The 25578-nt window shown below is 60.4% G+C and carries 21 protein-coding genes; 11 read left to right on the plus strand and 10 right to left on the minus strand.

Going from position 1 to position 25578, the window contains the following annotated elements; all coding sequences use genetic code 11:
* Positions 1 to 86 precede the first annotated feature (86 nt).
* The 3 genes from hisS to hisG all read left to right on the plus strand — a co-directional run bounded on the left by hisS (position 87) and on the right by hisG (position 3629).
* A complete protein-coding gene (gene hisS / locus VHB22_RS01950; protein WP_325455265.1) occupies positions 87 to 1571 on the plus strand; it encodes a histidine--tRNA ligase in 1485 nt (494 codons plus the stop codon).
* A 160-nt stretch (positions 1572 to 1731) separates the two neighbouring features.
* Positions 1732 to 2910 carry an ATP phosphoribosyltransferase regulatory subunit gene (locus VHB22_RS01955; protein WP_325455266.1) on the plus strand — a complete coding sequence of 393 codons (1179 nt, stop codon included), beginning with the start codon at positions 1732 to 1734 and terminating at the stop codon, positions 2908 to 2910.
* Complete coding sequence (gene hisG, locus VHB22_RS01960) at positions 2907 to 3629, plus strand: ATP phosphoribosyltransferase (protein ID WP_325455267.1); 723 nt, start codon at positions 2907 to 2909, stop codon at positions 3627 to 3629. Before VHB22_RS01955 ends, hisG begins: the two co-directional genes overlap by 4 nt.
* A gap of 17 nt (positions 3630 to 3646) precedes the next feature.
* Here the strand turns inward: hisG and recQ are convergent, their stop codons facing one another.
* From recQ to meaB, 4 genes are all read right to left on the minus strand, one after another.
* The gene (gene recQ, locus VHB22_RS01965) at positions 3647 to 5833 is read right to left on the minus strand and encodes a DNA helicase RecQ (RefSeq protein ID WP_325455268.1); all 2187 of its coding nucleotides are present in this window, start codon (positions 5831 to 5833) and stop codon (positions 3647 to 3649) included.
* A 330-nt stretch (positions 5834 to 6163) separates the two neighbouring features.
* Positions 6164 to 7522, minus strand: a complete 1359-nt coding sequence (locus tag VHB22_RS01970; protein WP_325455269.1) for a TIGR03808 family TAT-translocated repetitive protein — start codon at positions 7520 to 7522, stop codon at positions 6164 to 6166.
* Positions 7523 to 7582: 60 nt separating this feature from the next.
* A complete protein-coding gene (locus VHB22_RS01975) occupies positions 7583 to 8227 on the minus strand; it encodes a pyroglutamyl-peptidase I (RefSeq protein WP_325455270.1) in 645 nt (214 codons plus the stop codon).
* A gap of 197 nt (positions 8228 to 8424) precedes the next feature.
* Positions 8425 to 9441 (minus strand): methylmalonyl Co-A mutase-associated GTPase MeaB, encoded by a 1017-nt coding sequence (meaB, locus tag VHB22_RS01980; protein ID WP_325455271.1) that lies wholly within the window; start codon positions 9439 to 9441, stop codon positions 8425 to 8427.
* A gap of 607 nt (positions 9442 to 10048) precedes the next feature.
* Here meaB and VHB22_RS01985 point away from each other — a divergent pair.
* The 3 genes from VHB22_RS01985 (at position 10049) to VHB22_RS01995 (ending at position 12747) form a co-directional block, all read left to right on the plus strand.
* Positions 10049 to 11311, plus strand: coding sequence for an alpha/beta hydrolase (locus VHB22_RS01985; RefSeq protein ID WP_325455272.1), 1263 nt, complete (start codon positions 10049 to 10051; stop codon positions 11309 to 11311).
* A 100-nt stretch (positions 11312 to 11411) separates the two neighbouring features.
* Entirely contained in the window at positions 11412 to 11864 is a 453-nt protein-coding gene (locus VHB22_RS01990) for a hypothetical protein (protein WP_325455273.1), read from the plus strand.
* Between the two features lie 205 nt (positions 11865 to 12069).
* The gene (locus VHB22_RS01995) at positions 12070 to 12747 is read left to right on the plus strand and encodes a Spy/CpxP family protein refolding chaperone (protein WP_325455274.1); all 678 of its coding nucleotides are present in this window, start codon (positions 12070 to 12072) and stop codon (positions 12745 to 12747) included.
* 93 nt (positions 12748 to 12840) lie between these two features.
* On the opposite strand, the gene VHB22_RS02000 is transcribed toward VHB22_RS01995, so the two are convergent.
* Positions 12841 to 14649, minus strand: coding sequence for a DEAD/DEAH box helicase (locus VHB22_RS02000; RefSeq protein WP_325455275.1), 1809 nt, complete (start codon positions 14647 to 14649; stop codon positions 12841 to 12843).
* Between the two features lie 268 nt (positions 14650 to 14917).
* Positions 14918 to 15862, minus strand: a complete 945-nt coding sequence (gene pip, locus VHB22_RS02005; RefSeq protein WP_325455276.1) for a prolyl aminopeptidase — start codon at positions 15860 to 15862, stop codon at positions 14918 to 14920.
* Positions 15863 to 16176: 314 nt separating this feature from the next.
* Between pip and VHB22_RS02010 the strand changes: the two genes are divergently transcribed.
* Together VHB22_RS02010 and VHB22_RS02015 are read left to right on the plus strand one after the other, a co-directional pair.
* A complete protein-coding gene (locus VHB22_RS02010) occupies positions 16177 to 16605 on the plus strand; it encodes a hypothetical protein (RefSeq protein WP_325455277.1) in 429 nt (142 codons plus the stop codon).
* A gap of 158 nt (positions 16606 to 16763) precedes the next feature.
* A complete protein-coding gene (locus VHB22_RS02015) occupies positions 16764 to 17078 on the plus strand; it encodes a hypothetical protein (RefSeq protein ID WP_325455278.1) in 315 nt (104 codons plus the stop codon).
* A gap of 176 nt (positions 17079 to 17254) precedes the next feature.
* On the opposite strand, the gene VHB22_RS02020 is transcribed toward VHB22_RS02015, so the two are convergent.
* Both VHB22_RS02020 and scpA read right to left on the minus strand, forming a co-directional pair.
* Positions 17255 to 17461: a hypothetical protein gene (locus tag VHB22_RS02020; protein WP_325455279.1), complete on the minus strand. Its 207-nt coding sequence runs from the start codon at positions 17459 to 17461 to the stop codon at positions 17255 to 17257.
* 35 nt (positions 17462 to 17496) lie between these two features.
* A complete protein-coding gene (gene scpA / locus VHB22_RS02025) occupies positions 17497 to 19671 on the minus strand; it encodes a methylmalonyl-CoA mutase (protein ID WP_325455280.1) in 2175 nt (724 codons plus the stop codon).
* 560 nt (positions 19672 to 20231) lie between these two features.
* Between scpA and VHB22_RS02030 the strand changes: the two genes are divergently transcribed.
* From VHB22_RS02030 to VHB22_RS02040, 3 genes are all read left to right on the plus strand, one after another.
* Positions 20232 to 20516 (plus strand): hypothetical protein, encoded by a 285-nt coding sequence (locus VHB22_RS02030; RefSeq protein ID WP_325455281.1) that lies wholly within the window; start codon positions 20232 to 20234, stop codon positions 20514 to 20516.
* A gap of 386 nt (positions 20517 to 20902) precedes the next feature.
* Positions 20903 to 21106, plus strand: coding sequence for a hypothetical protein (locus VHB22_RS02035; protein ID WP_325455282.1), 204 nt, complete (start codon positions 20903 to 20905; stop codon positions 21104 to 21106).
* 310 nt (positions 21107 to 21416) lie between these two features.
* Positions 21417 to 22076 (plus strand): hypothetical protein, encoded by a 660-nt coding sequence (locus tag VHB22_RS02040; protein WP_325455283.1) that lies wholly within the window; start codon positions 21417 to 21419, stop codon positions 22074 to 22076.
* Here the strand turns inward: VHB22_RS02040 and VHB22_RS02045 are convergent.
* On the minus strand, positions 22066 to 23343 hold the full coding sequence (locus VHB22_RS02045) for a chloride channel protein (protein WP_325455284.1): 1278 nt from the start codon (positions 23341 to 23343) through the stop codon (positions 22066 to 22068). The genes VHB22_RS02040 and VHB22_RS02045 overlap by 11 nt on opposite strands.
* A gap of 161 nt (positions 23344 to 23504) precedes the next feature.
* Positions 23505 to 25379, minus strand: coding sequence for a methylmalonyl-CoA mutase family protein (locus VHB22_RS02050; protein WP_325455285.1), 1875 nt, complete (start codon positions 25377 to 25379; stop codon positions 23505 to 23507).
* Positions 25380 to 25578 lie beyond the last annotated feature (199 nt).

The raw sequence follows: 25578 nt of genomic DNA on the forward strand, positions 1-25578 counted from the left end.
TCCGCTCGATCCGATATAAGGCGGGCTCGCCAGCCGGGCATCAAGATGCTACGGCAACTTTTACATTCACGGTCTCCATAGCCATCATGTCCAAAGACAAAACCAGCGCGCGTCCGGCGCCGCAGGCGCAAACCGCACCGGTGGCGCGGCTCGCCAAAGGCTTTCGCGACATCGAGGCCGCCGAACTGCATGGCCTTAATGAGATGGTCGCGAAAATTCGCGATGTCTATGAGCGCTACGGCTTTCAGGCGCTTGAGACACCAGCCATCGAGTACACCGACGCGCTCGGCAAATTCCTGCCCGACCAGGATCGTCCGAACGCGGGCGTCTTCTCGTTCCAGGACGAGGACGAGCAGTGGATGAGCCTGCGCTATGATCTGACGGCGCCGCTCGCCCGCTATGTCGCGCAGAATTTCCAGACGCTGCCGAAGCCGTTCCGGCGCTATGCGTTCGGCAACGTCTACCGCAATGAGAAGCCTGGCCCCGGCCGCTTCCGTCAGTTCATGCAGTTCGACGCCGATACCGTCGCAGCCGAAAGCGTCGCCGCCGACGCCGAGATGTGCATGCTCGCCGCCGATACGCTGGAAGCGCTGGGCGTCAAACGCGGCGACTATGTCATCAAGGTCAGCAATCGAAAGCTACTCGACGGCTTGCTTGAAAGTATAGGGCTCGACGTTTCCGATAGTGCAAAACGCCTGGTGGTTCTGCGGGCGGTCGACAAGCTCGACCGCCTCGGCCTACAGGGCGTCTCGGACCTTCTCGGCAAAGGTCGCAAGGATGAGAGCGGCGATTTCACAAAAGGGGCCGAGCTAACACCGGCACAGGCGATGGAAGTTATTGCCTTCCTCGAAAAGCCGTTGTTCGAAAACGCTCAAAAAAGCTCGAACGCGATGTTTGGCACGGGCGTCGAAGAGCTTTTTCAAATCCAAACGCTTTGCCGCTCTGCCGGCTATGATGACGATCGCATCCGCATCGACCAAACCGTAGTCCGAGGTCTCGAATATTACACCGGCCCGGTCTTCGAAGCCGAACTGACGTTCGAAGTGAAGGGCGACGACGGCAAACCTGTGCGCTTCGGTTCCGTCGGCGGCGGCGGCCGTTACGACGATCTCGTCGCGCGCTTCACCGGCGACAAAGTTCCCGCGACCGGCTTCTCGATTGGCGTCTCGCGTCTGCAAGCGGCGCTGTCTCTCATCGGCGAAAAGAAAAACCAGGCGCTTGGCCCGGTCGTCGTTCTCGTCATGGATAAGGGCGAGGTCGCCCGCTATCAGAAGATCACGCAGGACCTGCGCAACGCCGGCATTCGCGCCGAGATGTATCTCGGTTCGTCCGGCATGAAGGCGCAGATGAAATACGCCGACAAGCGCAACGCACCGTGCGCTATCATCCAAGGGTCCGACGAGCGCGACAAAGGCGAGGTCACGATCAAGGATTTGATCGAAGGCGCAAAAGCCGCCGCCGCGATCAAGGACAACAAGGAATGGAAGGAATCGCGCCCGGCGCAATTCTCCGTATCCGAAAAAAATCTCGTCGACGAAGTCAAAAAACTCATCGCGCGGCACCAGGATTGATTGCGATGCCGGCTGCGAAGTTCTCAGAAAAAGCCAGGGTTCTCCGATCTATGCCCTTCCTCCTCCGCGGGGCAGGCTGGGGGAAACGCACATGTGTGATGCCCGCGATCTTTGCCGCTCTCCATACAACGACCGGCCATCGGCGAGTGAGAGCTAGACGATGACCACGGAAACGACGCGAGATTTCGGGGCGCTCGAAAAGCAGACGCAAACCCTCATGTCGGTCTTCACCAAGGCCAGCTATGAGGCGGTTGCACCGACGATCCTTCAACCGGCCGACGTCTTCCTCGACGTCATCGGCGAAAGCTTGCGCGCGCGCACCTATGTCTTCACGGATCTTGACGGCGCCGAGCTTTGCCTGCGCCCCGATCTGACGGTTCCGACGTGCCGTCTGCACCTCGCGCGTCACGCGGACCCTAGGACGCCGGCGCGCTATTGCTACAGCGGCGCAGCCTTCCGCTTTCAGCCGCAAGGTGCCGACGCCGCGCATCCGCGCGAGTTTCATCAGGCGGGGATCGAGCGCTACGGCGATACCGAGCGAGAAGCCGCCGAGGCGGAAGTCGTCGCGACGGTCGTCCGCGCTATCGAGAAAACCGGGCTCAAGGATTGGTCTCTGCGCCTCGGCGATCTCGGCCTCTTTTCGAGCATTCTCGATGTGGCGGGACTCTCGCCGCTATGGAAGAAGCGCCTTGACGATGCATTTCTGCGGCCGCTGGCCTTTCGTGACTCTCTGAAGGCGTTTGCGTCCGACACCGATGCGACGCGTCTTCGGGTCCCCGATACTCTGCTGTCTTCGTTGAAGCGCTCCGATCTCGCCGCCAGCGAAGCAGCGATTGGCGCCTATCTCGAAGAAAACGCGATCGAACTGATCGGAACGCGAACACTTTCGGATATCACCGAGCATCTGATCGGCGTTGCCGAGGGACGCGAGGAAAAGCCGCTCGATTCGACAGCGGCAGACTTGATCGGCCGGTATGTCGGCATAACGGCGCCCGCGCGCACGGCTGGCGCCAAGATCGCCGAGTTGATCAACGGCGCACCGTCAGGATCGGCGGCGGCTCTCGAAAGCTATGACCGCCGCATCGCGCTTCTGGCCAATGCGGGCATAGACCTCGATCGCGTGACATTCGCCGCCGAATTCGGGCGCACGATGGCCTACTACACCGGCTTGGTATTCGAGGTGCGCGCAAAATCGCTGGGCCCGCAGAGCCCGATCGCGACGGGCGGCCGTTACGACGGCCTGATGCGCGCCGCTGGTGCGAGCGTCGACGTTCCGGCCGTGGGCGCCGCCATTCACACCGAGCGTCTGATGACCGCAACTCTGGGAGCATCGTCGTGAGCAAGCTGACGTTGGCGATTCCCTCAAAGGGTCGTTTGATGGAGCAAACGACAGAGATGTTCGCTCGGACAGGTCTCGTCGTGCGCAAGGTCGGACACGCACGCGGCTACCGTGGTGAAATTGACGGGCTGCCGGACGTAGATGTCGCCTACGTCTCGTCATCGGAAATTGCGGAAGCTCTGAAAGCGGGCAGCATTCACCTCGGCATCACGGGCGAAGACTTGATCCGCGAGAACATCTCTGATGCCGACACGCGCATCGGATTCGTGCACAAGCTCGGCTTTGGCTTCGCCGATGTTGTTGTAGCAGTGCCCGATTGTTGGATCGACGTCGCGACTGTTGCCGATCTCGAGGAAATCGCGATGCCGTTTCGCCGTCTGCACGGCCGTTGGCCACGGGTCGCGACGAAATACATGAATCTTACCCGCCGCTTCTTCGCGTCGAAAGGCTTCGGCGATTATCGCATCATTGAGAGCGCCGGAGCGACCGAAGGCGCACCGGCCGCAGGAACCGCAGAATTGATCGTCGATATTACGACGAGCGGCGAGACCCTACGCGCCAATGGTCTACGCGTGCTCAACGACGGTGTTATTCTGAGATCGCAGGCGAACCTGTTTGCCTCGAAGGTGGCGGCATGGAGCCCCGCGCTGCAATCCGTTTGCGATCAGATAGCTGCGAATTTGGCAAAGTCCGTGCCGCAGCCGGCAAATAGCAAATAGCGCTCGCGTCCTCAGCGTCAGCCGGCGTCCGCGAGCAGGCACTTGAGAATCCCATAATCGTACCGGCCGTCGAGCGCCGCGAACGCCGGGCCAAGTTTCCCGGTATCGCGCGTTTCGCAGCGATCGAACGCCGCCTCGATTTCGTCGCGCTCTGCCCGATCGAGGCGCACCGCGTCGTCTGCTGAGATCAGCCCAGCCTCGATGGCTTCTGCGAGATGGCCGTAAATCGTAGAAGCCTCAAGCCCGCGCTCGGAGGCGATCTGCTCGGCGTCGAGCCCCTTGAGATGCGCCGCAAGCGTTGCATTCACGCTTGCCGATAGACGGTTGTTAAGCGCAGGGTGTTTTTTGAATTGTGAGATGAGATCGAGGAATGATGCGCCGTACCGGGCAATCTTGCTGGCGCCGAGACCCATGATGTCGTGTAAGGCGTTTTCCGTTGCGGGTTTCTTCTCGGCAAGCTCGATCAACGTGCGGTCCTGCGCCACGACGTAGGGTGGCAGCTTCGCAGCCGACGCCAACTTCGATCGGAGCGCCTTGAGGGCATCGAACAGCGGCTGATTTTCGCGGGCGACTTTCGACATCAGCGATGTCGAGCGCTTCTTTGAGGATTTGCCGACCGTTCGCGTCACACGCATCAGAAAGCGTTCTTCGCCTCTCAGAAGCGGGCGCGCGCGGTCTGTCAGAATAAGCGAGCCCATGCCCTCGTCATCGCCCGTCAAGTAGCCTTGCGCCGTCAGTTGTCGAAAGAGTCCCTTCCATGTCGTCACCGGTACGTCCTTGCCGATGCCGAAGACAGAAAGCTTGTCGTGCGCATTGCGAAGCACGCGCTCATCCGCCTTCCCGATCAACACATCAGCAAGATACGTCACACCAAAGCGCTGGCCGGTGCGGTAGACGGCCGACAAGGCTTTCTGCGCGAGCACCGTTCCGTCCTCTGTATGCGGCGGGTTCAAGCAGTTGTCGCAATTTCCGCAGGGCTCCGTGCGCATCTCACCGAAATAGGCGAGCAGCGCTTGGCGACGGCAGCCCGGCATTTCCGCAAGTCCGATAAGCGCGTCTAACTTCTGACGCTGCACCATTTTAAAGGCTTCCGAACCGTCCGATTGTCCGATCCATTGCCGAAGCTGCACAATGTCCTGCAGCCCATATGCGAGCCACGCGTTCGCCGCTTCACCGTCGCGGCCCGCCCGTCCCGTCTCTTGATAATAAGACTCGATCGACTTCGGCAGATTGAGATGTGCCACGAAGCGCACATCCGGTTTGTCGATGCCCATGCCAAACGCGATCGTCGCGACGATGATCAGACCTTCTTCTGTGAGGAACTTCGTCTGTGCTGCCGCTCGCAAGGAGGCTTCGAGGCCCGCATGATAAGCCAAAGCCTTTCGCCCTTTCGAGCATAACCAGGCGGCAGTCTCTTCCACCGACTTGCGCGACAAGCAGTAGACGATCCCGGCGTCGCCCGGATGCTCCGTCTCGATGAATTGCCAAAGCCGTTCGCGGGCGCTGGCGCTGCCAAGCTCTGCAATGGTGTAGCGAATATTCGGCCGATCGAAGCTCGCGATGAAGCTCGCGGCATTTTCGAGCGAAAGCTCGGAAACGATGTCCTGCCGCGTGCGCTCGTCGGCCGTCGCGGTCAAGGCGATACGCGGCACGCGCGGGAAGCGCTGCGCCAGAACCTTGAGCTGGCGATACTCTGGCCGGAAATCATGCCCCCACTGCGAGACGCAATGCGCTTCGTCGATGGCGAAAAGCGCAATATCCTGGCGCTCGAATAATCCGAGGGTACGTTCTTGCACTAACCGTTCTGGAGCAACGTAAAGCAAATCGAGGGCGCCCGCTGCGAACTCGCGTTCGATAGCGTTTTGCGTATCGCGATCTTGTGTCGAATTCAGAAACGCTGCCTTCACGCCGAGATCGCGTAATGCGTCCACTTGATCCTGCATCAAAGCGATAAGCGGCGAGACGACAATTCCCGTTCCGGCGCGAACAAGCGATGGAATTTGATAGCACAGCGACTTGCCGCCGCCGGTCGGCATCAATGCCAGGCAATCATCGCCGCGCAGCAATGTCGCAATGATGTCGCCTTGCAGCGGCCGAAAGCCCTTGTAGCCGAAAACATCCTCTAGCTTAGCGCGCGCGAGAGACAGTCCATCGTCGGCAGAAGGTGCAAAGGGCAGAGAAAGCGGCGCGGCGAAGGCCGGCATCGTGAAGTCCTATGCGCAAGTCATCGAATTGCCGACGCTAATATGATTCGATGCGCGACTCGCGCGATGTGCTTCAAATACCGAGGGGAAATAGCGAATTAGAAAGAATCGCCGTCAGCATAATGCAAACGTTGCGACAATTTAACATCACGTTCAGAATGAGTTCATCTTCTTCGGTTTAAATAAGTCGTCAAGCTGGTGTCACTTCCCCCCGTGCGCACCAGATGTGCTGCCGCCCGGCCAAGTCCCGACTCCCCCCGTCTTCCCCTTGGCCGGGCCGCGGCGCTCCTCAGAAAATCTCTCAATATTCTGAAAAGCGCGGCGACCGGTTCAGACCGAGACATTGCCCGTGACAATGATGCGGTCGCTCGCGCTCGGCGCACGAGCGAGATCGGCCCCGGTCATCACGCCGAGCGTCATTTGTCGGATTGCGCCGTCTTTCGCCGCCGAAATCAGATTGTTTGAGATCAGGCATTTGCCCGCGTCCGCCGCGTTCGTAACTGAAATGCCGACGCGCGCGTTGCGAATGACGTTGCTCGTCACGGCCACGTCGCGCATGTACGTGCCCCAGCCGATCTGGATGCCGACCGTCGGCGCATTCTCGATCGTGTTGCCGGTGACGATTGCGTCCGCCTCGACGCCGATGCCTTCGCCACGCTTGTCCTCCGGCTCCTGCTCGCGCCGGAAGAGATTGCGGATGAGATTGCCCTGAACGACCGCCAACCGTCCGCCGTCGTTGAAATTCGTAACGGAAATACCGCTCGCAGCGGTGTCGACCACGTTATTAGCGATAAGCGCACCCTGAAATCCGAATTCCGCATAGAGCGCAACTTCACCGAGACGCTCGCAGCTATTGCCGACGATCTGAATATTCGACGATGCATTGCCGCGCACCGCTGTATAGGCGCAATCTGAAATGCGATTGTTGGAAACAAGCACGCTGCCTGCGCGAAACACGTTGATGCCGTTGCCGTACTGGCCCGTTCCTCCCGCCGCATTGCGAATCTTTGAAATACGGTTGCCGGAGACGACACTGCCGTCTTCTCCTGTTTTCGAGCGCCAGACGAGGATGCCGTTGTTTCCGCATTCCGTGACGTGGTTGTCTCTAATGTCCAACCCAAGAGAATCCAGGCTTTTCAGTCCGGCGTCTAGAACGTGGGTAATTGCGATGCCTTCGACGCGCCCGCCGCATTCAACAAGCGAAAGACCCGTTCCAATGCTGTTGTGGATCGCAAGACCGGAAAGCTGCACGTTCTTCGAATTCGAGAGCGTCAAAAGTCCGTCGCCGCGCGCCGCATCGAAAGCTTTGTAAGCGCCGTCGAGCGTCAAGCCATCGAGGAGAAGATCGTCGACCTTGTCCGCCGTTATGAAAGCGGCGCCTCCTGCGAAGACAAGTGTTGTCGTCCCGCCCACGCCGAGCAAACATGTTCCGGCGCGAAGACGCAGATCGCTGACGATGAATTTGCCCGGCGGCAGGAGAAGCGGGACGCCTTTTTCCGCTGCTGCGTCGATCGCCGCTTGCAGTGCCACCGTCTGATCACGGATATCGTCGGCTCGAAGCTCCTGCGAAAAATCAGCCGTGTTGGGCCTTTTGATCGTTCGGCCAATGGGTGTATCTGCGCGCGCGGCTGTTGCGGCGGCCCCGAGGCCGAAACCCGCGCCAATAAGAGATCGGCGATCGACGTGCATGCAACTTGCTCCCACGTTTGCTTCGATTGAGAAGCAAGCATCGAGCCAGCGCGCGAGACATTAAACCGAGGTTAAAGCCGCTGCGCGGCGCGGCATTTCGAGCGATAATTTTAGGATTTCAAAGGCACCGGAGGTTGCGTAGTCCAGCACGTCGAGCAACGCCGCATCTGCGGAAATATGGATGAAACCAACTTTGCACCGTTGGCGGCGTTGGCGCGCTTCGACGAGCGAACGATAAAGAATGGCATTGCAGAGATAGCCACCTGCATCGTCCGACAGTGTGGCGTAGTAGCCTCGGCTACTAAGATGCTGAGCAATGAATTTCGCGTCGATCGTGACAGGAATGCTCAATGCGTCCGCTTCAGAGATCAACGCCAGCGGTGGTAGAGCGCCGGCAGCATCGGGCGACGGGCGGCAAACATTCCGCGCTTCGGTCTCGATGCGAAAGCCGCGCATATCGGACGCGACGCCAAAGTGCAACGCCAGCACAGGATCGTGCCGGTCATAAAGCGCCGTAAGTTCGCGCGGAGCACGCATCCATTCCGTCGGCAGGATGGCAGCGACAAACCGGACGTGAGGCAGCGCAACGCGCGCTCGGAAAGCAAGCCATTTGACGAGCGATCCCGAGACATTTTTGGGGACGCCCGGAAACGGTCCGAAGCCGGTCAGCAAAACAGTCGGGCGTGGATCGGTCCACAGCGGCATGATGCCAATATAGGCCGCTGCACGTGCGAGCCAAGCACCTCTCGCGCAACTCGGAACGACAGCGTTGTTTACATCAGGCCGACGAAAAACTTTGCAGCGCCAGCTCCCCTCCCCAGCGGGCAGGGGTCGGAAGTGGGGAAAGGAGGCCAGCGCTCGTTCGCCGTCAGAAAACGGATGGTGTCGCCGATCTACGGCGGCTACTCCGCCTTCGAAGCCAAGCCCATCATGCCGATCAGTCGCTCAACGGCTAATGTCGGCAACAATGTACCCTCGCGCACGGCAGACTCGATTCCCGGTAATTCCGCCGCGACCTTCGGATTGGCGCTCAACGCCGCCATGAGCCGGTCTTCAAGCATGTCGCGCATCCAGGATACGGCTTGCGATTGACGCCGCGCCTGGAATTCGCCCGTCGCCGTCATCGTCTCGCGATGCTCCAGCACTTTCGCCCAAAGCTCTTTCAAACCGCGATTGTCTCGGCCCGAGATCGTCAGCACGGGGGGAAACCACGTCGCGCCGTGTGGTGTAAATATCTGTAGCGCATGCTTGTAGTCGGCGGCTGCGCGTTCAGCGCGTTTGACGTTATCGCCGTCCGCCTTGTTGATGGCGATCATGTCAGCCAGCTCAATGATGCCCTTCTTGATGCCCTGAAGATCGTCGCCGCCGCCCGCGAGCAAGAGCACCAAAAAGAAATCGACCATATCCGCGACGGCAACCTCGGACTGCCCGACGCCAACCGTTTCGACGATGATTACATCGAACCCGGCCGCTTCAACGAGCGCCATCGTCTCGCGCGTCCGCCGCGTAACACCTCCGAGCGTTCCCGATGACGGTGATGGCCGGATGAAGGCGTTCTTCTCCTGCGCGAGCGCATTCATGCGTGTCTTGTCACCGAGGATCGATCCGCCCGAGCGCTTCGATGTCGGATCGATCGCCAGCACCGCCACGAGATGGCCTTCCGCAAGCAGGTTCATGCCAAACTGATCGATCGTCGTCGATTTGCCGACACCCGGAACGCCTGTGATGCCGAGACGCACGGCCTTGCCTGTTCTGGGAAGAAGCTCCTGCAACACGAGCTGCGCCAGCCGCCCATGATCCGGATTTGTACTTTCGACAAGAGTGATGGCGCGCGCGAGCAAAGCGCGATCTCCGGCTGTGATCCCGGCGACATAGTCCGAAACCGAAATGCGATGGGCGGGAAGCGTGGCGGTCGCCATGATTTGCCGGGTTATCCTTATCTTTCAAAGGCTAGACCATGGACAGGAATGGTCCCGGCCGCAAGTCGTGGATTCGTCGCTCTCAACTGTGGCTGTTCGACAGTGGACGGACTGTGTTGCTCCTGGCGAGCCAGGCCCCTAACATTCTTCAAGGGCAGGGAACGAGACGTAGCAGGAGGGGGATGCGATGTTTTCGCTCGCTAAGCATCGGCCGCGCCGACGGTATCTGATAGCCGTTGTGGCTGCATGTGGATGGCTGGCAGCGTGTACCCAGGCGCCAAAGCTCGCCAAAGCCCCTGATCAAACCGAAGTAGGCGAGGCTGCTCCGGCACCGTCTGCTATGCCAGAAGCGACGCCTCCCGAAACCGCTCGGCCGGGAGATAGAGCAGGAAACGGCGGAGGCGAAACGCACAAGCATTCGCGCCACCGAGAGTCGTCTTCCCGCGAACGCGAATCCTCTGCCGACTCCGATCGATCCCGCCAAGAACAGTCGTCGGAGCCCGCCGGCGGAGCCGCTCCCGAAACGGCCGAGGCTCCGCAATCGGCCGCGCCAGCAGAGCGTTCCGGCGCTCCGGCCGCGGAGGATCCCGCGGGGGGCGGCGCGCCTATGGGTGAAATGGCATCGCCGGCTCCTCCGCCGCCTTCTCCTGCACCGGCAGCGCAGCCACCGGCCCCCCCGGCTGCACCTGGAGCGGCGGCACGCGCCGGTACGGAAGCCGAAGCACGCGCGGCTGCAATACGGCGTGCCGACGATCAATTGCGGGACGCTAGGGCTGCTCGCGAAACCGCTGAGGCGAAAGCTGCGGCTTCGGCTAAACCGGTGCCCGACCCCGCCAAGATGTACGACGTCGTCCCAGTTTTTTATGGGACAGATCGCGCCGTGGAGCCCGATCCGGACCGGCTGAAGTTTGGCGAGGAGCGAGGGCATAAGCTGCAGCTTGGCCGCGCTCTAATCACAGTGCCATTGATCCATAAAGTTCCGCATATCGAACGTCCTGTCGTGATCGAGATTCCGTATTTCAAAGTCAAGATCTACGAGGAGAAAGAAGACCCCGAGAAGCACTTCACCATTCAGGAGATCAAAAGTCTGACGGAAGACCAGATGTTGACGCTGATAAAAGCTCGGCTCGCGACGTCAGCGACCTTCAAAGATCACGCCTTCGTTTTTGTACACGGGTTCAATACGTCATTCGACAATGCGCTCTACCGCACCGCGCAGATTGCCTACGACCTGCATTTCGACGGCGTGCCGTTCCTCTATAGCTGGCCCTCCGGAGGCAAAATCGCGAGCTATACGTATGATCACGGCAGCGTCGAGCAGGCAGAGCCGATGCTCACCGAATTTCTGAAAATGGTCATCCAGAAAAGCGGCGCGAAGTCGATCAGCCTGATTGCGCATTCTATGGGTAATGAGCTGTTGCTGCGCGTGCTGCAACAATTGAAGCCGCATGTGCCGCCAGGCGTTGTCATCAGCCAGGTCATCCTTGCTGCTCCCGACGTCGATCGCGACAAGTTCAATATCATCGCGCGCCAAATCACCGATTTCGCGAAAGGCGTTACGCTTTACGCGGCATCGAATGACCGCGCGTTGAGCTATTCGGCACGCTTCTGGGGCGGCGTTCCCCGAGCGGGCGACATTCCCGCCTCTGGGCCGCTGATAATTCCCGGAGTGGACACAATCGACGTGACCGCAGTTTCAACGGATGCACTGGGATTGAACCATTCGGGCTACGCCGAAAATCCCGCGCTGCTCGATGATGTGAAGGCGCTCGTCGAATATGGTATCAGGCCGCCCAACAAACGCCTCAAGGACATCCTGACGGTGAAATCGGACGCCGGCACATACTGGCGCTTCGAAGCTGCGAAGTAAGCGTTCTTCTTGCGCGCGGCGAGCAACGTCGTTCGAGTAAGACTTCTTTTACGCGCCTCCGGCACACTCGTTTCTGGTTCATCAGCATTTGAGTTTCGTCATGCGTTGCGCTTTTGCGAAGTCGCTGATTCCGGTCTGCGCCGTAGCGCTCGTCGCGCTAATGCCTTTCAAGACCGTTTTTGCCGAAGACTCCCAACGCGAAAACATCGAGAGCGGCGGCTCGCAAATCGCGGCGGCGGATGTCGCCGTCGGCCAGCCGTCAATGCAGAACCTAAACACGGTGCCGCTCGATGGCTCGAACGCTCAGACGGCGAGCGGCGGAGAAAGTAGTCTCGTTCGCCAGTTGATTGCCGCCCGGCCGAATGAAGATCTCGTCATCTGTATCGCAGGCTGCTTCAGTGGACGTGATCGCGTCGTCTACGCCCAGCCGATCGACAGAAACGCCAACCCGGGCCGACAAAAATCGGTTTCGGTCCTCAATAAGCAGGCCGCAAACGGCGTATCCGACGGCACCAGCGGTGCAATTGCGCGGAGCCTTCGCTCGACGCAGTAGCGATGTATTGCGCATCAAGCCTGGGCGTCGCGGGCACGTAGCGCCACAGAAAAGCCACAGAACAAACACTCGTGCCGAAAACTCGGCCCCCGACGCGCACGCACTTTTGGCGACGGATCGTCGGCGCGCCGCCGTTGTTATCTGCGACGGCCGGCGACACTTACTCCCCCACGCCTTCCCCGGCCGAGCGAAGGAGATCAAACATATGAATAGTCTTTCACGTGGCACGTGGCTCGCGCTTGCTGCAGTTGTCGCCGTACCGGCCACCGTCGCCATCGCAAAAACGACTGATCGTATGGGCTGGCGAATGACGCCGGAAACGCGTTCGCGTTTGGAGGACGGACGGATTGCAATGGTGAAAACCGCGCTTCAGCTCACTCCCGATCAGGAGAAACTTTGGGCGCCGGTTGAAACGTCAGTGCGCGATAACTTCAAGGCGCGTGAGGAAAAGCGTGCGGAATGGGCCAAGAAGCGCCAGGAACGCCGCGCCGCTAGGGCAGCGGGCGAAAAGCACGAGCATAAGCGTCCAGACCTTGCAGAACGCTACGACCGGATGAGTCAACGTCTCTCCGAACGCGCCGAAAAAATGAAGTCGTTCGCAACCGCATTCAAGCCGTTTTACGCTTCGCTGAGCGACGAACAGAAAGATGTCCTGCGTCCCTTGATGCATCAGCTCCGGCCGGGCTTTGGCGGTCATCATCACCGTCCGCACTGGGCCTTCGGCGGATGGGGACCGGGCGGCGGCCCAGGTCGTGATCATGGTTGGGGTCATCACGGTTGGCGCGGTGGCCACGGCCGTCCGAATGGTCCTGGCATGCAGAACGAAGCGCCGGAAGACCATGGCGGTCCCGAGGCGCCTGCTGAGCCCGACAAGAAAGGTTGAGATAAAGCCGTCGAAACGTTTCCTCGCGACAGCTTTTATAACTTGGCCGGGCATCATGCCCGGCCATTTTTGTTAGGGCGGCCTTGCCTCGGCTTACGAAGCGGGGCTGCGGTCCTGGCGGCGACGACCGTCGCCGTCGCGTTTCATGAACTTCGGAGTGTTTGCGTTATCCCAGGGACGCTTACCTTCGGTCCGTGCATGTTGCCGCTTCTCCGGAGGGCGTTCTCCACGTCGCTCGGATGAAGCATTGCGATTGCCGGTTTGGTGACCGCCAGTCTGCCGTCGATCTCCCTGCTGATGATCCTGGCGGCGCTGCGGACGCTCACCGCTTACGCGAATGTCATCGCGCGCCCCGACTTCGTGCGGGCGATGCCCGCCTGATCCGCGCTCGTCAGGGCGACGATCGCTCCCGCGATGTCCGCGCGTGTGATGCTCGCCTTCGGGACGCGGATGTCGTGGCCGCGCACCATCACGATGTGGTTTTGCGGCATGGTTGCCGCGCTGGCCGGTGTGCGAACCGTTTCGGTCCGGACGCTGCCTTCTTTCCGGCTGACGCTCAGACGGAGCGCCAACGCCAAAAAGCGCCTCGCGTTCGGGTGGAGCATCGACGAGCGGTTGATGCAGACCTCCGCGATCGCATTGGCGACCGTTAGGACGCCCCTGGTGGGGTCGCCCAAGCTCATCGCGCCGCCTACTGTCGCGGCCGCGATCGTTGCTGCCATTGACGTTCTGTCGATGCGGACGCCGTTCCGGCATGGGCAGCGCTTCACCGCCGACGTCGGCGATGACCTCAAGCTTCTGCTTCATCAGACGTTCGATGGCTGTAATTTCCTGCCGCTCCGATGGATCGCAAAGCGAAATCGCGATACCACTGTTGCCCTTGCGCGCGGTCCGTCCGACCCGGTGCACGTACGTCTCCGGATCGAGCGGCATGTCGAAATTGACGACATGCGTGATGTTGGAAACGTCGATGCCACGCGCCGCGATATCAGTCGCGACGAGGACACGGATATGTCCCATCGTAAAGTCGTTGAGCGCACGCTGGCGGGCATTCTGAGCTTTATTACCGTGGAATGCCGCGGCGCTGATGTTCGCCATACCGAGACGATCGGCGACGCGGTCGGCGCCGCGCTTTGTGCGCGTGAACACAATCACGCGTTTGCACGCTTCGTCGCCCAGGATCGTATGCAGCCGGCTCTGCTTCTCCGGCGTGCGGACAATCATCACCTTCTGGTCGATGCGGTCAACGACGACCGACTTCGGAGAAAGATCGACCCGATACGGATCTTTTAGAATTTCATATGCGAACTTCTTGATCTCGGTCGGCATCGTTGCCGAGAACAGCGCCGTCCGCCGCTCGGCCGGAATAAGCGAAACGATTTTCCGGATATCGCGAATGAAGCCCATGTCGAACATGCGGTCGGCTTCGTCGAGAACGAACATCTGAACGCGGGATAGATCACACGTGCGCATGTTGACGTGATCGAGCAGACGACCGGGCGTCGCGACGAGAACGTGCACGCCGCGCTTCAGCGCGTTGATCTGAGGTCCCTTGCTGACGCCGCCGAGCACGACCGCTCGGCGAATACGCATGTTGCGGCCGAGGCTCGCGACTTCCTGGTCGATCTGAATCGCGAGTTCGCGCGTCGGCGCGAGAATAAGCGCCGACACCTGTTTCGGTGCTGGCTCGATGGCCTCGGCGGCGATCTTCTGCAGGATCGGAAGGACGAACGTTGCCGTCTTGCCGGAACCCGTTTCCGCCATGCCGAGAAGATCGCGGCCATCGAGCTGCGGCTTCAACGCCTGCACCTGGATAGGCGTAGGCGTCGTGTACCCGCACTGCGAGAGGGCACGCGAAAGAGGCTCGGCAAATCCGAAAGCCTCGAAAGTCTGTACTGTCAAAGTAAGTTTATCCCAAGGGCTTCGAGGCCCGTGCATCGTGTGCCGGGGCTGCGTCCCATGGCCCACACCGGCGCTTTCGGGGTGTGGCCTTGTCTGAAGGATTGATCTGGATGCAGGGTCGAGCGCGGCAGCAAAGCCGCTTGAAGTGGCACGAAAACCCGAGCGCCATCGAAGAGCAATAGCCGCTGTATCGGTGTGTTCGCCGTGCAAGTCAAGGTAATCCCGTGCCCCACGTAACGATGCCGCGGACGGCGGTGACCGAGCAGCGTTAAAAATGGCACTCTGCGATAGCCCTTCGCATGGCGTCCATGACACCCGGCTCGGTCATCGCATGTCCTGCCGCGTCGATAATCTCCAGCCGGGCATCCGGCCACGCCGCGGCTAGCGCATGCGCTGTTTCCGGCGGACACAAGAGATCGTAACGGCCTTGGATAATCCGTCCTGGAATACCCGCTAGGCGTGGCGCATTAAGCAATAGCTGATCGGATTCCAGAAAAAAGTCATTGCGGATGTAATGCGCTTCGACGAGGGGCGTCGGCGGCAAACGCGCGTCGTCAGGAACGTCTTTCGGCAATCCCGCGCTTTTGGGCGCAATCTCGGAGAGCGCGCGCTCATAAGAATGCCAGATGTGGGCTGCTGGTGCGTGAATTTTGGGATCCGGATCGCAAAGGCGCGCCACATACGCGGCGAGCGGATCGGAGCGTTCCCCGGTCGGCAGCCAGTCGCGAAAAGCCGCATAAAGCTCAGGGCGGAACGTCTTCGGCGCCACGATGAATGCTCGTTCGACTTCCTTGGCTGTCCCGAGAAAAATCGCGCGCAGAACCAATCCCGAGACACGCGCCGGATGCGCCTCCGCATAGGCAAGCGCAAGGGTCGATCCCCAAGATCCGCCGACAATCAGCCATTTAGATATTCCAAAGTGCTCGCGCACTATTTCGAGATCGTCGACGAGATGCCCGGTGGTGTTGGCATCAAGCGCAAGATAGGGATGACTTCGCCCGGCTCCGCGCTGGTCGATCAGGAAGACATGATCGTTCTGCGGGTCGAACAAAGTTCGATGCACGAACTGCGAGCCGCTGCCTGGGCCACCGTGCAGAAACACGATTGGCCGCCCGCCCTTGAGCCCCACTTCCTCGACGTAAATCCAGTGCCCGTCGCCGACATCGAGCATGCGGGCATCGAAGGGACGGAAAGCTTCGGGAAGCGTTTTCATGAGAAGTGTGCTGAGCACGGAATGCTGCGAGACGCAAGCAACAGCGGCTCAAGTCCGGCCGCGCCGATCGTCATGAGATTGTCCCTGGCAGAGGGACGGCGGCGATGTGGCACGCCTTAAGCTGAGTCCGATTTGGAGCCGCATCCGCTCCCGGAAACCTTATTCCGAGCAATGCGCAGCACCATGGAAACTCATGGTTCACCGATCGGCAGCGATTGACGAATTTCGATTTCGTTCCTACTTCCCGATGCGCCTCAAGACTCGGTAGGGTATAATGCGCACCTCGAAAAAGCCCGGGTTCACAGGAGTTCATGATGGTTGGAAGCGTCCTCCCGCGTATCTCGCACCTCGCCGCCGCCGGCATTCTGATGGCTGCCTTCGGTATCGGCGGAGCGAGCGTCAGCTCCGCGCGCGCTGAATCCGGCTCGATCATCGGATCATGGAGTGGCAGCGGCTCAATCGCGTTCTCGTCGGGTTCGAAGGAAAGAGCGCGCTGCCGTGCGCATTTCGCCAAGACCGGCGCAACGAGCTACGCGATGACTGCAACATGCGCGACGGCGTCCGCGAAAGTCGATCAGACCGCAACGCTCTATCGCACCGGCGCGCGCAGCTACTCCGGTACATTCTTCAACCAGCAGTACAATACGGGTGGAAAGATCCGCATCACCGTTTCCGGGCGGCGCCAGACCGTGCGCCTCTCCGGCGAAGCGGGCACCGCGTTCTTCAGTCTGCGGAAGCTTTAAGTCGAAAGCCGTTCCGTCGAGTGCACTTTGACAGGTGTCGTCGATTGCCGCATTCGCGGTCATGGCAGGCACAGTTGAACGGCCCTCCGCATCCCGCAGCATATTGACGCCGTTGTTTGGCGATAACGCTGACCTTCTGAGTTTCTCCGGAGGCCATCATGCGTGTGCTAGGCGCAATCGTTTCGACGGTCGTTCTGCTGATCGTCGAGCTCGTGCTGACGATCCTCGTCTATACCGCTCTCAACGTCTACAGCTTCGAATTTTTCGGCAAGCTCGTGCGGCTCGCGGGCGCCGTGCTGGAGACGATGGGTGGTCTGGTCGAAAGTTTCTTTGCGGGTTCGTCGAGCACGGCGTATGCCAGCCTTTTCGGTGAACTCGGCCCGAAGTCGATGCTGCTTCTGCTGATCGGCCTTATCGTGGCTGCGGTGGTACGCCTGCTGACCAGCCTCGTATGGACGCTGACGCACGGGTAAGTCGCGCCTGTATCCCGCTTGTTATTCTTTTCCGTCATCCCGGCGCAGGCCGGGATCCAGGCAAACCTCAGCGAGTCTTCAAGTGGTCGACTTGGCTGGACCCCGACCTACGTCGGGGTGACGGTGCTATTGGTCAGTTGGTAGTGTCTCGACGATCCGCGCGCACGCGGTGTCGGTTACTCCCTCTTCCGCTGCTCGCTCGAAAATTCCGCCTCAAGCTCGTGCTCAAGCCTGACGAGATCCTCCGGCAGAGGCATGCCCGTTGCCTTCAATTGACCGAGCTTCTCTCTGAGCGCGAGATAAATTTCGTGCTTGTCCTCGGGCTCGTTCTGCATTTGCGTGAAAAGCGACGAAATCTCCAATTTCAACTGTTCGAAAGCCATGATCCGCACCTCTCACAAAAAGAAAAAACGGCAGCTTACTCCGCCGCCGCTTTATCCGCGTACCCCAACTGCTCGTTGAGTTTCTCGACGAGATCGGCGGCAGCTTCCGGAATGTTGGTTCCGGGACCGAACACGGCCTTAGCGCCGGACGCGAATAGAGCATCGTAATCCGATGGCGGAATAACGCCGCCGACGACGATCATGATGTCGCCGCGCCCTTCCTTGTCCAGTGCGGCCTTGAGCTCCGGCACCAGCGTCAGATGGCCCGCAGTCATCGTCGAAACGCCTACGACATGCACGTCGTTTTCAACCGCTTGCCGTGCAGCTTCTTCCGCCGTTGCGAACAGAGGCCCGATATCGACATCGAAGCCTAAGTCCGCGAACGCCGACGCAATGACCTTCTGACCGCGATCGTGACCGTCCTGGCCGAGCTTGGCGATCAGGATGCGCGGCCGTCGCCCATCGTTCTTGTCAAATTGTTCGACAAGCTTTTTTACCCGATCGACGCTCGGATTCATCGCCGCTTCCTTTTTGTAAACGCCGCTGATGGCCCGAATCTCGGCCTTGTGACGGGTAAAGACCTTTTCCAGCGCGTAGGAAATCTCGCCGACGGTTGCCTTCTGTCGCGCCGCCTTGACTGCGAGATCGAGCAGGTTGGCGTCGGCCTTAGCGCCTTCGGTCAGTGCATTGAGCGCCGCCTGGACGTCGGCCTCGTTGCGTTCGGCGCGCAGGCGTTCGAGCTTGGCGAGCTGAGCTTCGCGCACCGCCTTGTTGTCGACCTTCAGGAAGTTGATCTCCCTATCGCCTTTGATCTGAAATTTATTGACGCCGGTGATCGTCTGCCGACCCGAGTCGATGCGGGCTTGCGTCCGCGCGGCCGCTTCCTCGATCCGAAGCTTCGGAATACCTGCCGCGATAGCCTTCGCCATGCCGCCTTGCTCCTCGACTTCCTCGATGTGCGAAAGCGCTTTCTGAGCCAGGTCGTAAGTCAACCGTTCGACATAATAGCTGCCGCCCCACGGATCGATTGTCCGCGTGGTGCCGCTTTCCTGTTGCAGCAGAAGCTGCGTATTGCGCGCGATGCGTGCGGAAAAGTCGGTCGGCAGCGCAATGGCTTCATCGAGGCCGTTGGTGTGCAGCGACTGCGTGTGACCTTGCGTGGCGGCCATCGCCTCAAGGCATGTCCGCGTCGCATTGTTGAAGATGTCCTGCGCCGTCAGCGACCAGCCCGAGGTTTGAGAATGCGTCCTGAGCGAAAGCGAGCGCTGATCCTTCGGATTGAACTCTTCCTTGATGAGCTTCGCCCAAAGAAGACGCGCCGCGCGCATCTTGGCGATTTCCATAAAGTAGTTCATGCCGATCGCCCAGAAGAACGACAGGCGCGGCGCAAAAGCGTCGATATCGAGGCCCGCGGCGACACCGGCACGCGCATACTCGATCCCGTCGGCAATCGTGTAGCCGAGTTCGAGGTCGGCCGTCGCGCCCGCTTCCTGCATGTGATAGCCGGAAATCGAAATCGAGTTGAACTTCGGCATGTTCGAGCTGGTATAAGCGAAGATGTCCGACACGATGCGCATCGAAGGTCCGGGCGGATAGATGTAGGTATTGCGCACCATGAACTCTTTCAGAATGTCGTTCTGAATCGTTCCGGCGAGCTTCTGCGGCGGCACGCCTTGTTCTTCGCCCGCAACGATGAAGAGCGCGAGAACGGGCAGCACCGCACCGTTCATCGTCATTGAGACGGTCATGTCCTGCAGTGGAATGCCATCGAATAGGACGCGCATGTCGTAGATCGAATCGATCGCGACGCCCGCCATGCCGACGTCGCCCTTGACGCGTGGATGATCGGAGTCGTAGCCCCGGTGGGTCGCGAGATCGAAGGCGATGGAAAGGCCCTTCTGGCCCGCAGCAATGTTGCGGCGATAAAAGGCGTTCGAATCCTCCGCCGTCGAGAAGCCCGCATACTGACGGATGGTCCAGGGCTGCAGCGCGTACATGGCGGGGTAGGGGCCGCGCAGGTAGGGCGGAATGCCGGGCAGAGAGTCGAGGAAGTCGAGCCCCGCAGTATCGGCGTCGGTAAACACTGGCTTCACCGGGATGCCCTCGGGCGTTTCCCAAATTGGAGCCTCCGCCGCAGCCGGACGCGGGCCGGATTTCTCGGCAGCACCCGGGTCGAGAGGAATATGGGCAAAATTCGGGATCGTGGTCATCGTCGGCAGTAAATCCAGCAAAGATTAAAGCTCGGCGCGACGGTACGCGAACCCGGCGGAGACGACAATCGCCGTGCGACATTCGTTCGTGAGCCGGGACTTAACCCTAGCGCCAATCCCTCTGAATTCGCCCTGGTTGTTGTCTCGGCCGGAGCGAGCCGAAGAGCCAAGACCCAGAAATTGTTTGCTGGTTCCCGGGGCCCGGATCGCTGGTCTGCAGCGTCCGGAATGGCAACGGGAATTGGGCCTCGCAGAAGGGAGACGATCATTCAAAGCGGCAGCTGCCGAGCTGGCCACAACGGTCGCCCAAGTATCTGGCTTCGCGCGGGGGCGACCTCTGAAGTAAGCTATGCAACGCAAAGCAAAGCAAAGTTCTGCAGCGGGACCATCAGCCAAGTGTTGGAAACAAGCGGATACCCTCACGGGCGTCAATCTCGCTACGGACTGTTTACCTCGATAGCGGACGGGAACGACCGGTTTACGTCTTTGCACTACCATGATCGCGATTATATCCGCCTGAAATGATCGGCAGCGGGCATCTGCTTCGGAGCGTGACTGGCATGACTAAAATATTGCAATTGGCTGTCATCTGCTTTGTGTCGGTTGTGGGCATCGGTCCGGCCATGTGTCAGTCGGCGGATGAGCCGACGGCAGACTTGCTCGCGTCACAACTCCGCGACCAGGGCTACAAGTGCGATAAGCCAAAGGGCGCCAAGCATGACGCAAAACAGTCGAAGCCGAACGAGACTGTTTGGATTTTGACCTGTGAACACGACACTTACAGGATGACGGTTATTCCGGATTTAGCCGCCAAGGTCGAAAAGCTAAAACAATCGAGCCAATAGGCGGCCGGCTCCGCGTGGCGGAGTCGCCAGCGCCAACCGACAAGTGTCAGTTAGCAAAGACCGTTGCCCCAGGCCCGCGCTGGCGGCCGGCTCTCCGAAGGAGGAGAGTCGCGAGCGCCAACCAACAAGTGTCAGTTAGCAAAGACCGTCGCCCCAGGCCCGCGCTGGCGGCCGGCTCCGCGTGGCGGAGTCGCCAGCGCCAACCAACAAGTGTCAGTTAGCAAAGACCGTTGCCTCAGGCCCGCGCTGGCGGCCGGCTCTCCGGAGGAGAGTCGCCAGCGCCAACCAACAAGTGTAACCACCGGAACAGCGCATCGGTGAACCCTGGCGCATTCTCCCTCTCAAGACAAACGGACCGCACGTCCGAAACAAGAGGAGATCAGACCATGTCAGGCGTTATCGCCGCTTCTGCTGCCGCCGCTGTAGTCACCACGGCCGCCACCGTCGCGCTCGCGGCTCTGCCTGACACACAAGCGCTTCTTGCGCCGCTTACAGACGGCAACGAATACGCTGTTTCCGCACTCTCTATATTGGCCTCCGGGCCGATCTTAGCCGCTATGGCGATATTGGCGATATCCGGTCGCGAATAACCAACATCCCACGCGTTGCTTCCTCCCCGTGCCTTGGCCAGCTCTTTCCACCCCCGGGAGCTGGCCCTTTTTTGCGCGCAAGGTTCGGCCCGGACGAGACGCGGATGCGATGCGCGCTTTGTCGTCGACACGAGAAAAACGAAGCCTTTCTCTTGCCTTGTTGAGCGGCAATTTTCCGCTCGGGGAACGGGGGCAGAGAACGATCCTCCCGCCGTTTCTTTCCACCGCTCACTGCGATGCGTGACAGAGATCCGCATCAGAGCGAGGGACTGGTATCGCGTCGGGGGTATGCGTTTTGAGACTGAATTCTGTGAGCGTCCTTCTCCTTGCGGTGGCTGCTGCGACACTGCCGATTCATGCCGGACAAAAATTCAAATCTCGGGCGACGTCGAACAGCACCGCGCCGACACGTGTTGCCATCAAGCTTCCGGATTTCGTTCCGATCGTAAACTACGACCAGTTCCTTCTGGCCTCGCGCAACGAGGACTTTGTAGGCCGCGATGGCATCTCAACGGAAGTGCGTACGGCTGCGGAAGCTTTGAGCGCGAAATTCGCCGGTCCGCGCACCGGCTCCGGAAATGCGCTTTTTCGGGCCGTTGTCCAAAACGACCCCATTGCTCCGAGCCTGCTCGATGCTCCGGAAGATCCGAAACTCGGTATGCAGGTAGCGGCGATTTCAAATTCCGATGACGCCGATCCGGAAAAAGCCGCGTCGTCCGTCGCACCCTCGACAACACATAAAGCGACAGCGTCTAACACCGTCGTGCGTAGGCATGTGCGCGGCCCACGTCGTACCGTACTCTCCCGTCACCGGACGGCAAAGCGTACCGTCGTTCGCCGGACCCGAAATCGCGTGGCATCCGCCGAGCCCGCGCAAAGATCGGGGCCTGTCTACAATGGCATCGGCGCCGATCTTGAACGGCTCGTTGGCTTCGGGACTTTAACGCAGGACAGCCGTCTTACGAATTAGCGGGCGCCGTGGGAACATCCGGCGTTCCACGGACCCGGAAAACGGATGCAAAGTATCCGCGCGCTAGGGCGTGGTAGAGCGGCTCGCGATTGATGAGCCGTGAAATGCTTGCCGCGAAGAGCGCGGTGGCCATCAGCGGAATGACCATGTTCTTATCGCTGGTCATTTCCATCACGATGACGACGGCCGTGAGAGGAGCCTGCACGACGCCCGCAAAATAGCCGACGGTCATCAACAACATGACCGCGCGTGGATCGGTGAATGTGAAAATCGGCGTCAGCATAGAGCCGATACCGGCGCCGACGGCCAGCGACGGCGAGAACAATCCGCCTGGAATGCCGCTCGCCGAAGACAGCAGAGTCGTGATGAACTTGGCAAATCCATACCACCACGGAATAGCCTGCCCGTAGACCAGCGCACCCCGGGTTTCGATGTAGCCGTTGCCTGAAGCGTATCCGGACGTCGCGATGCTCAAAATCGCAACGATAAACCCGCAGATCGCGGCGAAAACGAGAGGCCGATTTCGCACAATCGCGATAAACGGCGGCGGCTTTCGCGAAAGCGTCACGAGGCCGAGGCTGAACAGCCCACCGAAAATGCCGCCGAAGATCGCGCAGGCCGGCACCGCCGCCCAGTCTCGGCCCTCGACGATTCTTGCCGTGACCTCGCCGAAATAGTCGTAATTTCCAAGAATGGCCCAGCTGATGGCGCCTGAAATGACGACTGAGCCAATAACGATGTCGTTGATGCGCCCGGCGAATGCCTTTGCAAGCTCCTCGATGGCGAACAGAATACCGGCAATCGGCGCATTGAATGCCGCCGCAATGCCTGCTGCCGAACCCGCAAGCACCAACCCGTTCTGTCGCCCGAGACCGGCGAAATTCGCGACGGCAAACATCACAGAGGCGCCGACTTGCACAGTCGGGCCTTCGCGGCCCACGGACGCGCCCACGACAAGAGCGAGGGCGGTCATGACGATTTTAGCGACCGTTGTCTGCCAGCCGAGAAGCGATAGGCGGTGCGCGCGATCCGAGCTCTTGCGCGCTGCGATCACTTGCGGAATGCCGCTGCCCGCGGCCGCGGGAAACCAGCGCGCCGTCGCGAACGCGAGCAATGTGAAACCGACCGGCGTCAGCAACAACGGCAGCCAGGGCGAGACTTTCAAAATCGAGTAATAAAAAGTCTGCGCTTGGTCGGCGATTTCCGCAAAACCGACGGCCGTTAGGCCTACGAGCACCGCGCCCGCGACAAAAACTGCGCGACGCATCCAGACATAGCGCGAAAAACTTACGTAACGGTAGCGGCGTAGTCGCAAGCGGCGGCGGATTCGTGCTCTCTTTTTAGCATTCGATGTCTCCACGCCCGGAGTCTGCCCCTGCATCGTTATCTATCACCCGCTTATTCGTAGTTCGCGACGCCGAACGCGATTTAACGCAAACGCTCTTGCAGCCCTCTGAGCGTCGCCACGGCGTCTGCACCTGCAAACAAAAATTGGTCTACACCGGCGGCCTTTAATGCTGCTTCTTGCTCGCCCGCACGCCCGGCCATCAGCACAAGCTTCGCACCAGCCGCTTTCAGCGCCTCTGCCGTCGGTTGAGCGAGCGACGCATTGACCGCGTCAGACGAACAGATGCACGCGGCCGCGGCGCCCGAACGCTTGAACGCTTCAGCCGCAGCTTCGGGAGTCTTGTACCCATCGCTAACGAGTGCCGTGATGCCGCCGGCCGCGAGATAGTTCTTGACCCAAGTCGTCCGGACGTTGTGGTCGGCGATTTCGCCCATGCTGGCGGCGAAAACTTTGAACCCGCCATGCGCATCGGCTTCGTCGCGAAGCGCTTCGAACGCTTCGCCGAGGCGGTGTGGCTTGAGCGGAACAACTTCAACTACGGCTTTGGTTGACGTGGCCACGGGCGCAGGCCAAGACTCGGCGTGGACGCCATCGTCGCCAAGCAAAGGGAAAGCGCTCACGCCCGTCAGTTCCTGCCGCAATGTCGCGATATCTTTTGCGCGCGCTTGTGCTGTTTTCGCGATCATCTCCTGAATATACCCCGAGTTCAGCGCCGCGAACATGCCGCCGCGTGCCTCGATGTCCTGGAATACTTCCCAAGCCTTTTTGGCCATATCGTCGGTAAGATTCTCGACATACCAAGATCCACCCGCCGGATCTGTAACGCGGCCGAGATGGCTTTCTTCCTGACAAACAATTTGAATGTTGCGCGCGACGCGGCGCGAAAACGCATCGGGCTTACCGAGCGCGAACGTAAACGGCAGGACGACGATGGCGTCGGCGCCACCGAGCGCCGCGCCCGTGCATGCGATGGTCGTGCGGAGAATGTTCGTCCACGGATCGCGCTTCGCCATGATGCGGTACGACGTCGGGCAGTTGATTGTCACGGCCGCCGCGGCGTCTCCTGCGCCCGACGCGTCTGCGACGCGCCAGATGAGACGGCGCGCGGCGCGCAGTTTCGCGATGGTCGAGAATTCGTCGATATCGGCAGCAAGAGAAACGTTGATCTTCTTCAATGCCTGCGCGGGCAACACGCCGCCGTGCTCTGCAGCGCGCAGATAAGCGACGAGAGTCGAGAGCGTCACCGCAAGCTCTTGTGCTTCGCTCGCGCCCGCATTGTGCGCAATGACGCCATCGGCTGTCATGACCTGGACGCCCGGGCTCGCTTCGGTCGTCTTCATCAGTGCGACTGAGCGCGCAAGCGCCGTGTCGAGCGGCTCAGACAGGCGTCCGCTCATCGCCAGCGTACCGAGTGGATCTGCGCCCAAGGAACCCCGGCGATCGGCGGGGGTGATGCCGCGAGCGTCCCAGACGGCGTTCAGTGCCGCGGCTGCATCGAAGAAGCGATCGCCCGAGACGAGGATAATGGGACAAACATCGAGCAGCACGCCGTCGAGCGCCGTCCCGAGAGCTTCCTTTGTTGGTGCCAATCCGTAGCCGACTTGGAGCGCAATCGATGTCACGCCGCCTTCGAGGTCTTCCAGAATTGCGGCATTTGCAACTTTCGGATCGCTTTCGATATGAAACGTCCGGATATCCCAGCCCGCGCGCACCGGCTTGGCGCCGCGCGTGAACGGCGCTGCGCCGGGCACGGCATCAAGCGCGCTGGAGAGTGCATCGCTGCGCGTGTAGAGCGGTTCGATCTTCAGCCCGTCGGCTGTGCGTTTGACGAGCCGCTTCTCGAAGTCGGCACCCTTGAGAGCCTTGTCGACCAGCGCGCGCCACTGTTCAAGTTTCGGCGCCGGAAAGCCATCGGCTAAGCGCGATCCTGGCGTTTCGGACGGCGGACGGGTCATGCAAATAGGCTCCTGGAACGTCGTGACGTGTGTGGAAAGGGTCCGGTATACCTGCTCGGCGGCGCCGCGCGAGCCCGAATTCGCCGCCTTTGAGTGGCCCAATTGCCGCGCGTTGAAGGATCGTTAAATTTACAGGCAGGTTTCGGGAGTGAATACCTTGGGCTGTTTGCGTCGCTGCGTCCTCCATGTCATCACAAAA

The sequence above is a fragment of the Hyphomicrobium sp. genome (assembly GCF_035548195.1).
In the GTDB taxonomy this organism is placed as follows: Bacteria; Pseudomonadota; Alphaproteobacteria; order Rhizobiales; family Hyphomicrobiaceae; genus Hyphomicrobium_B.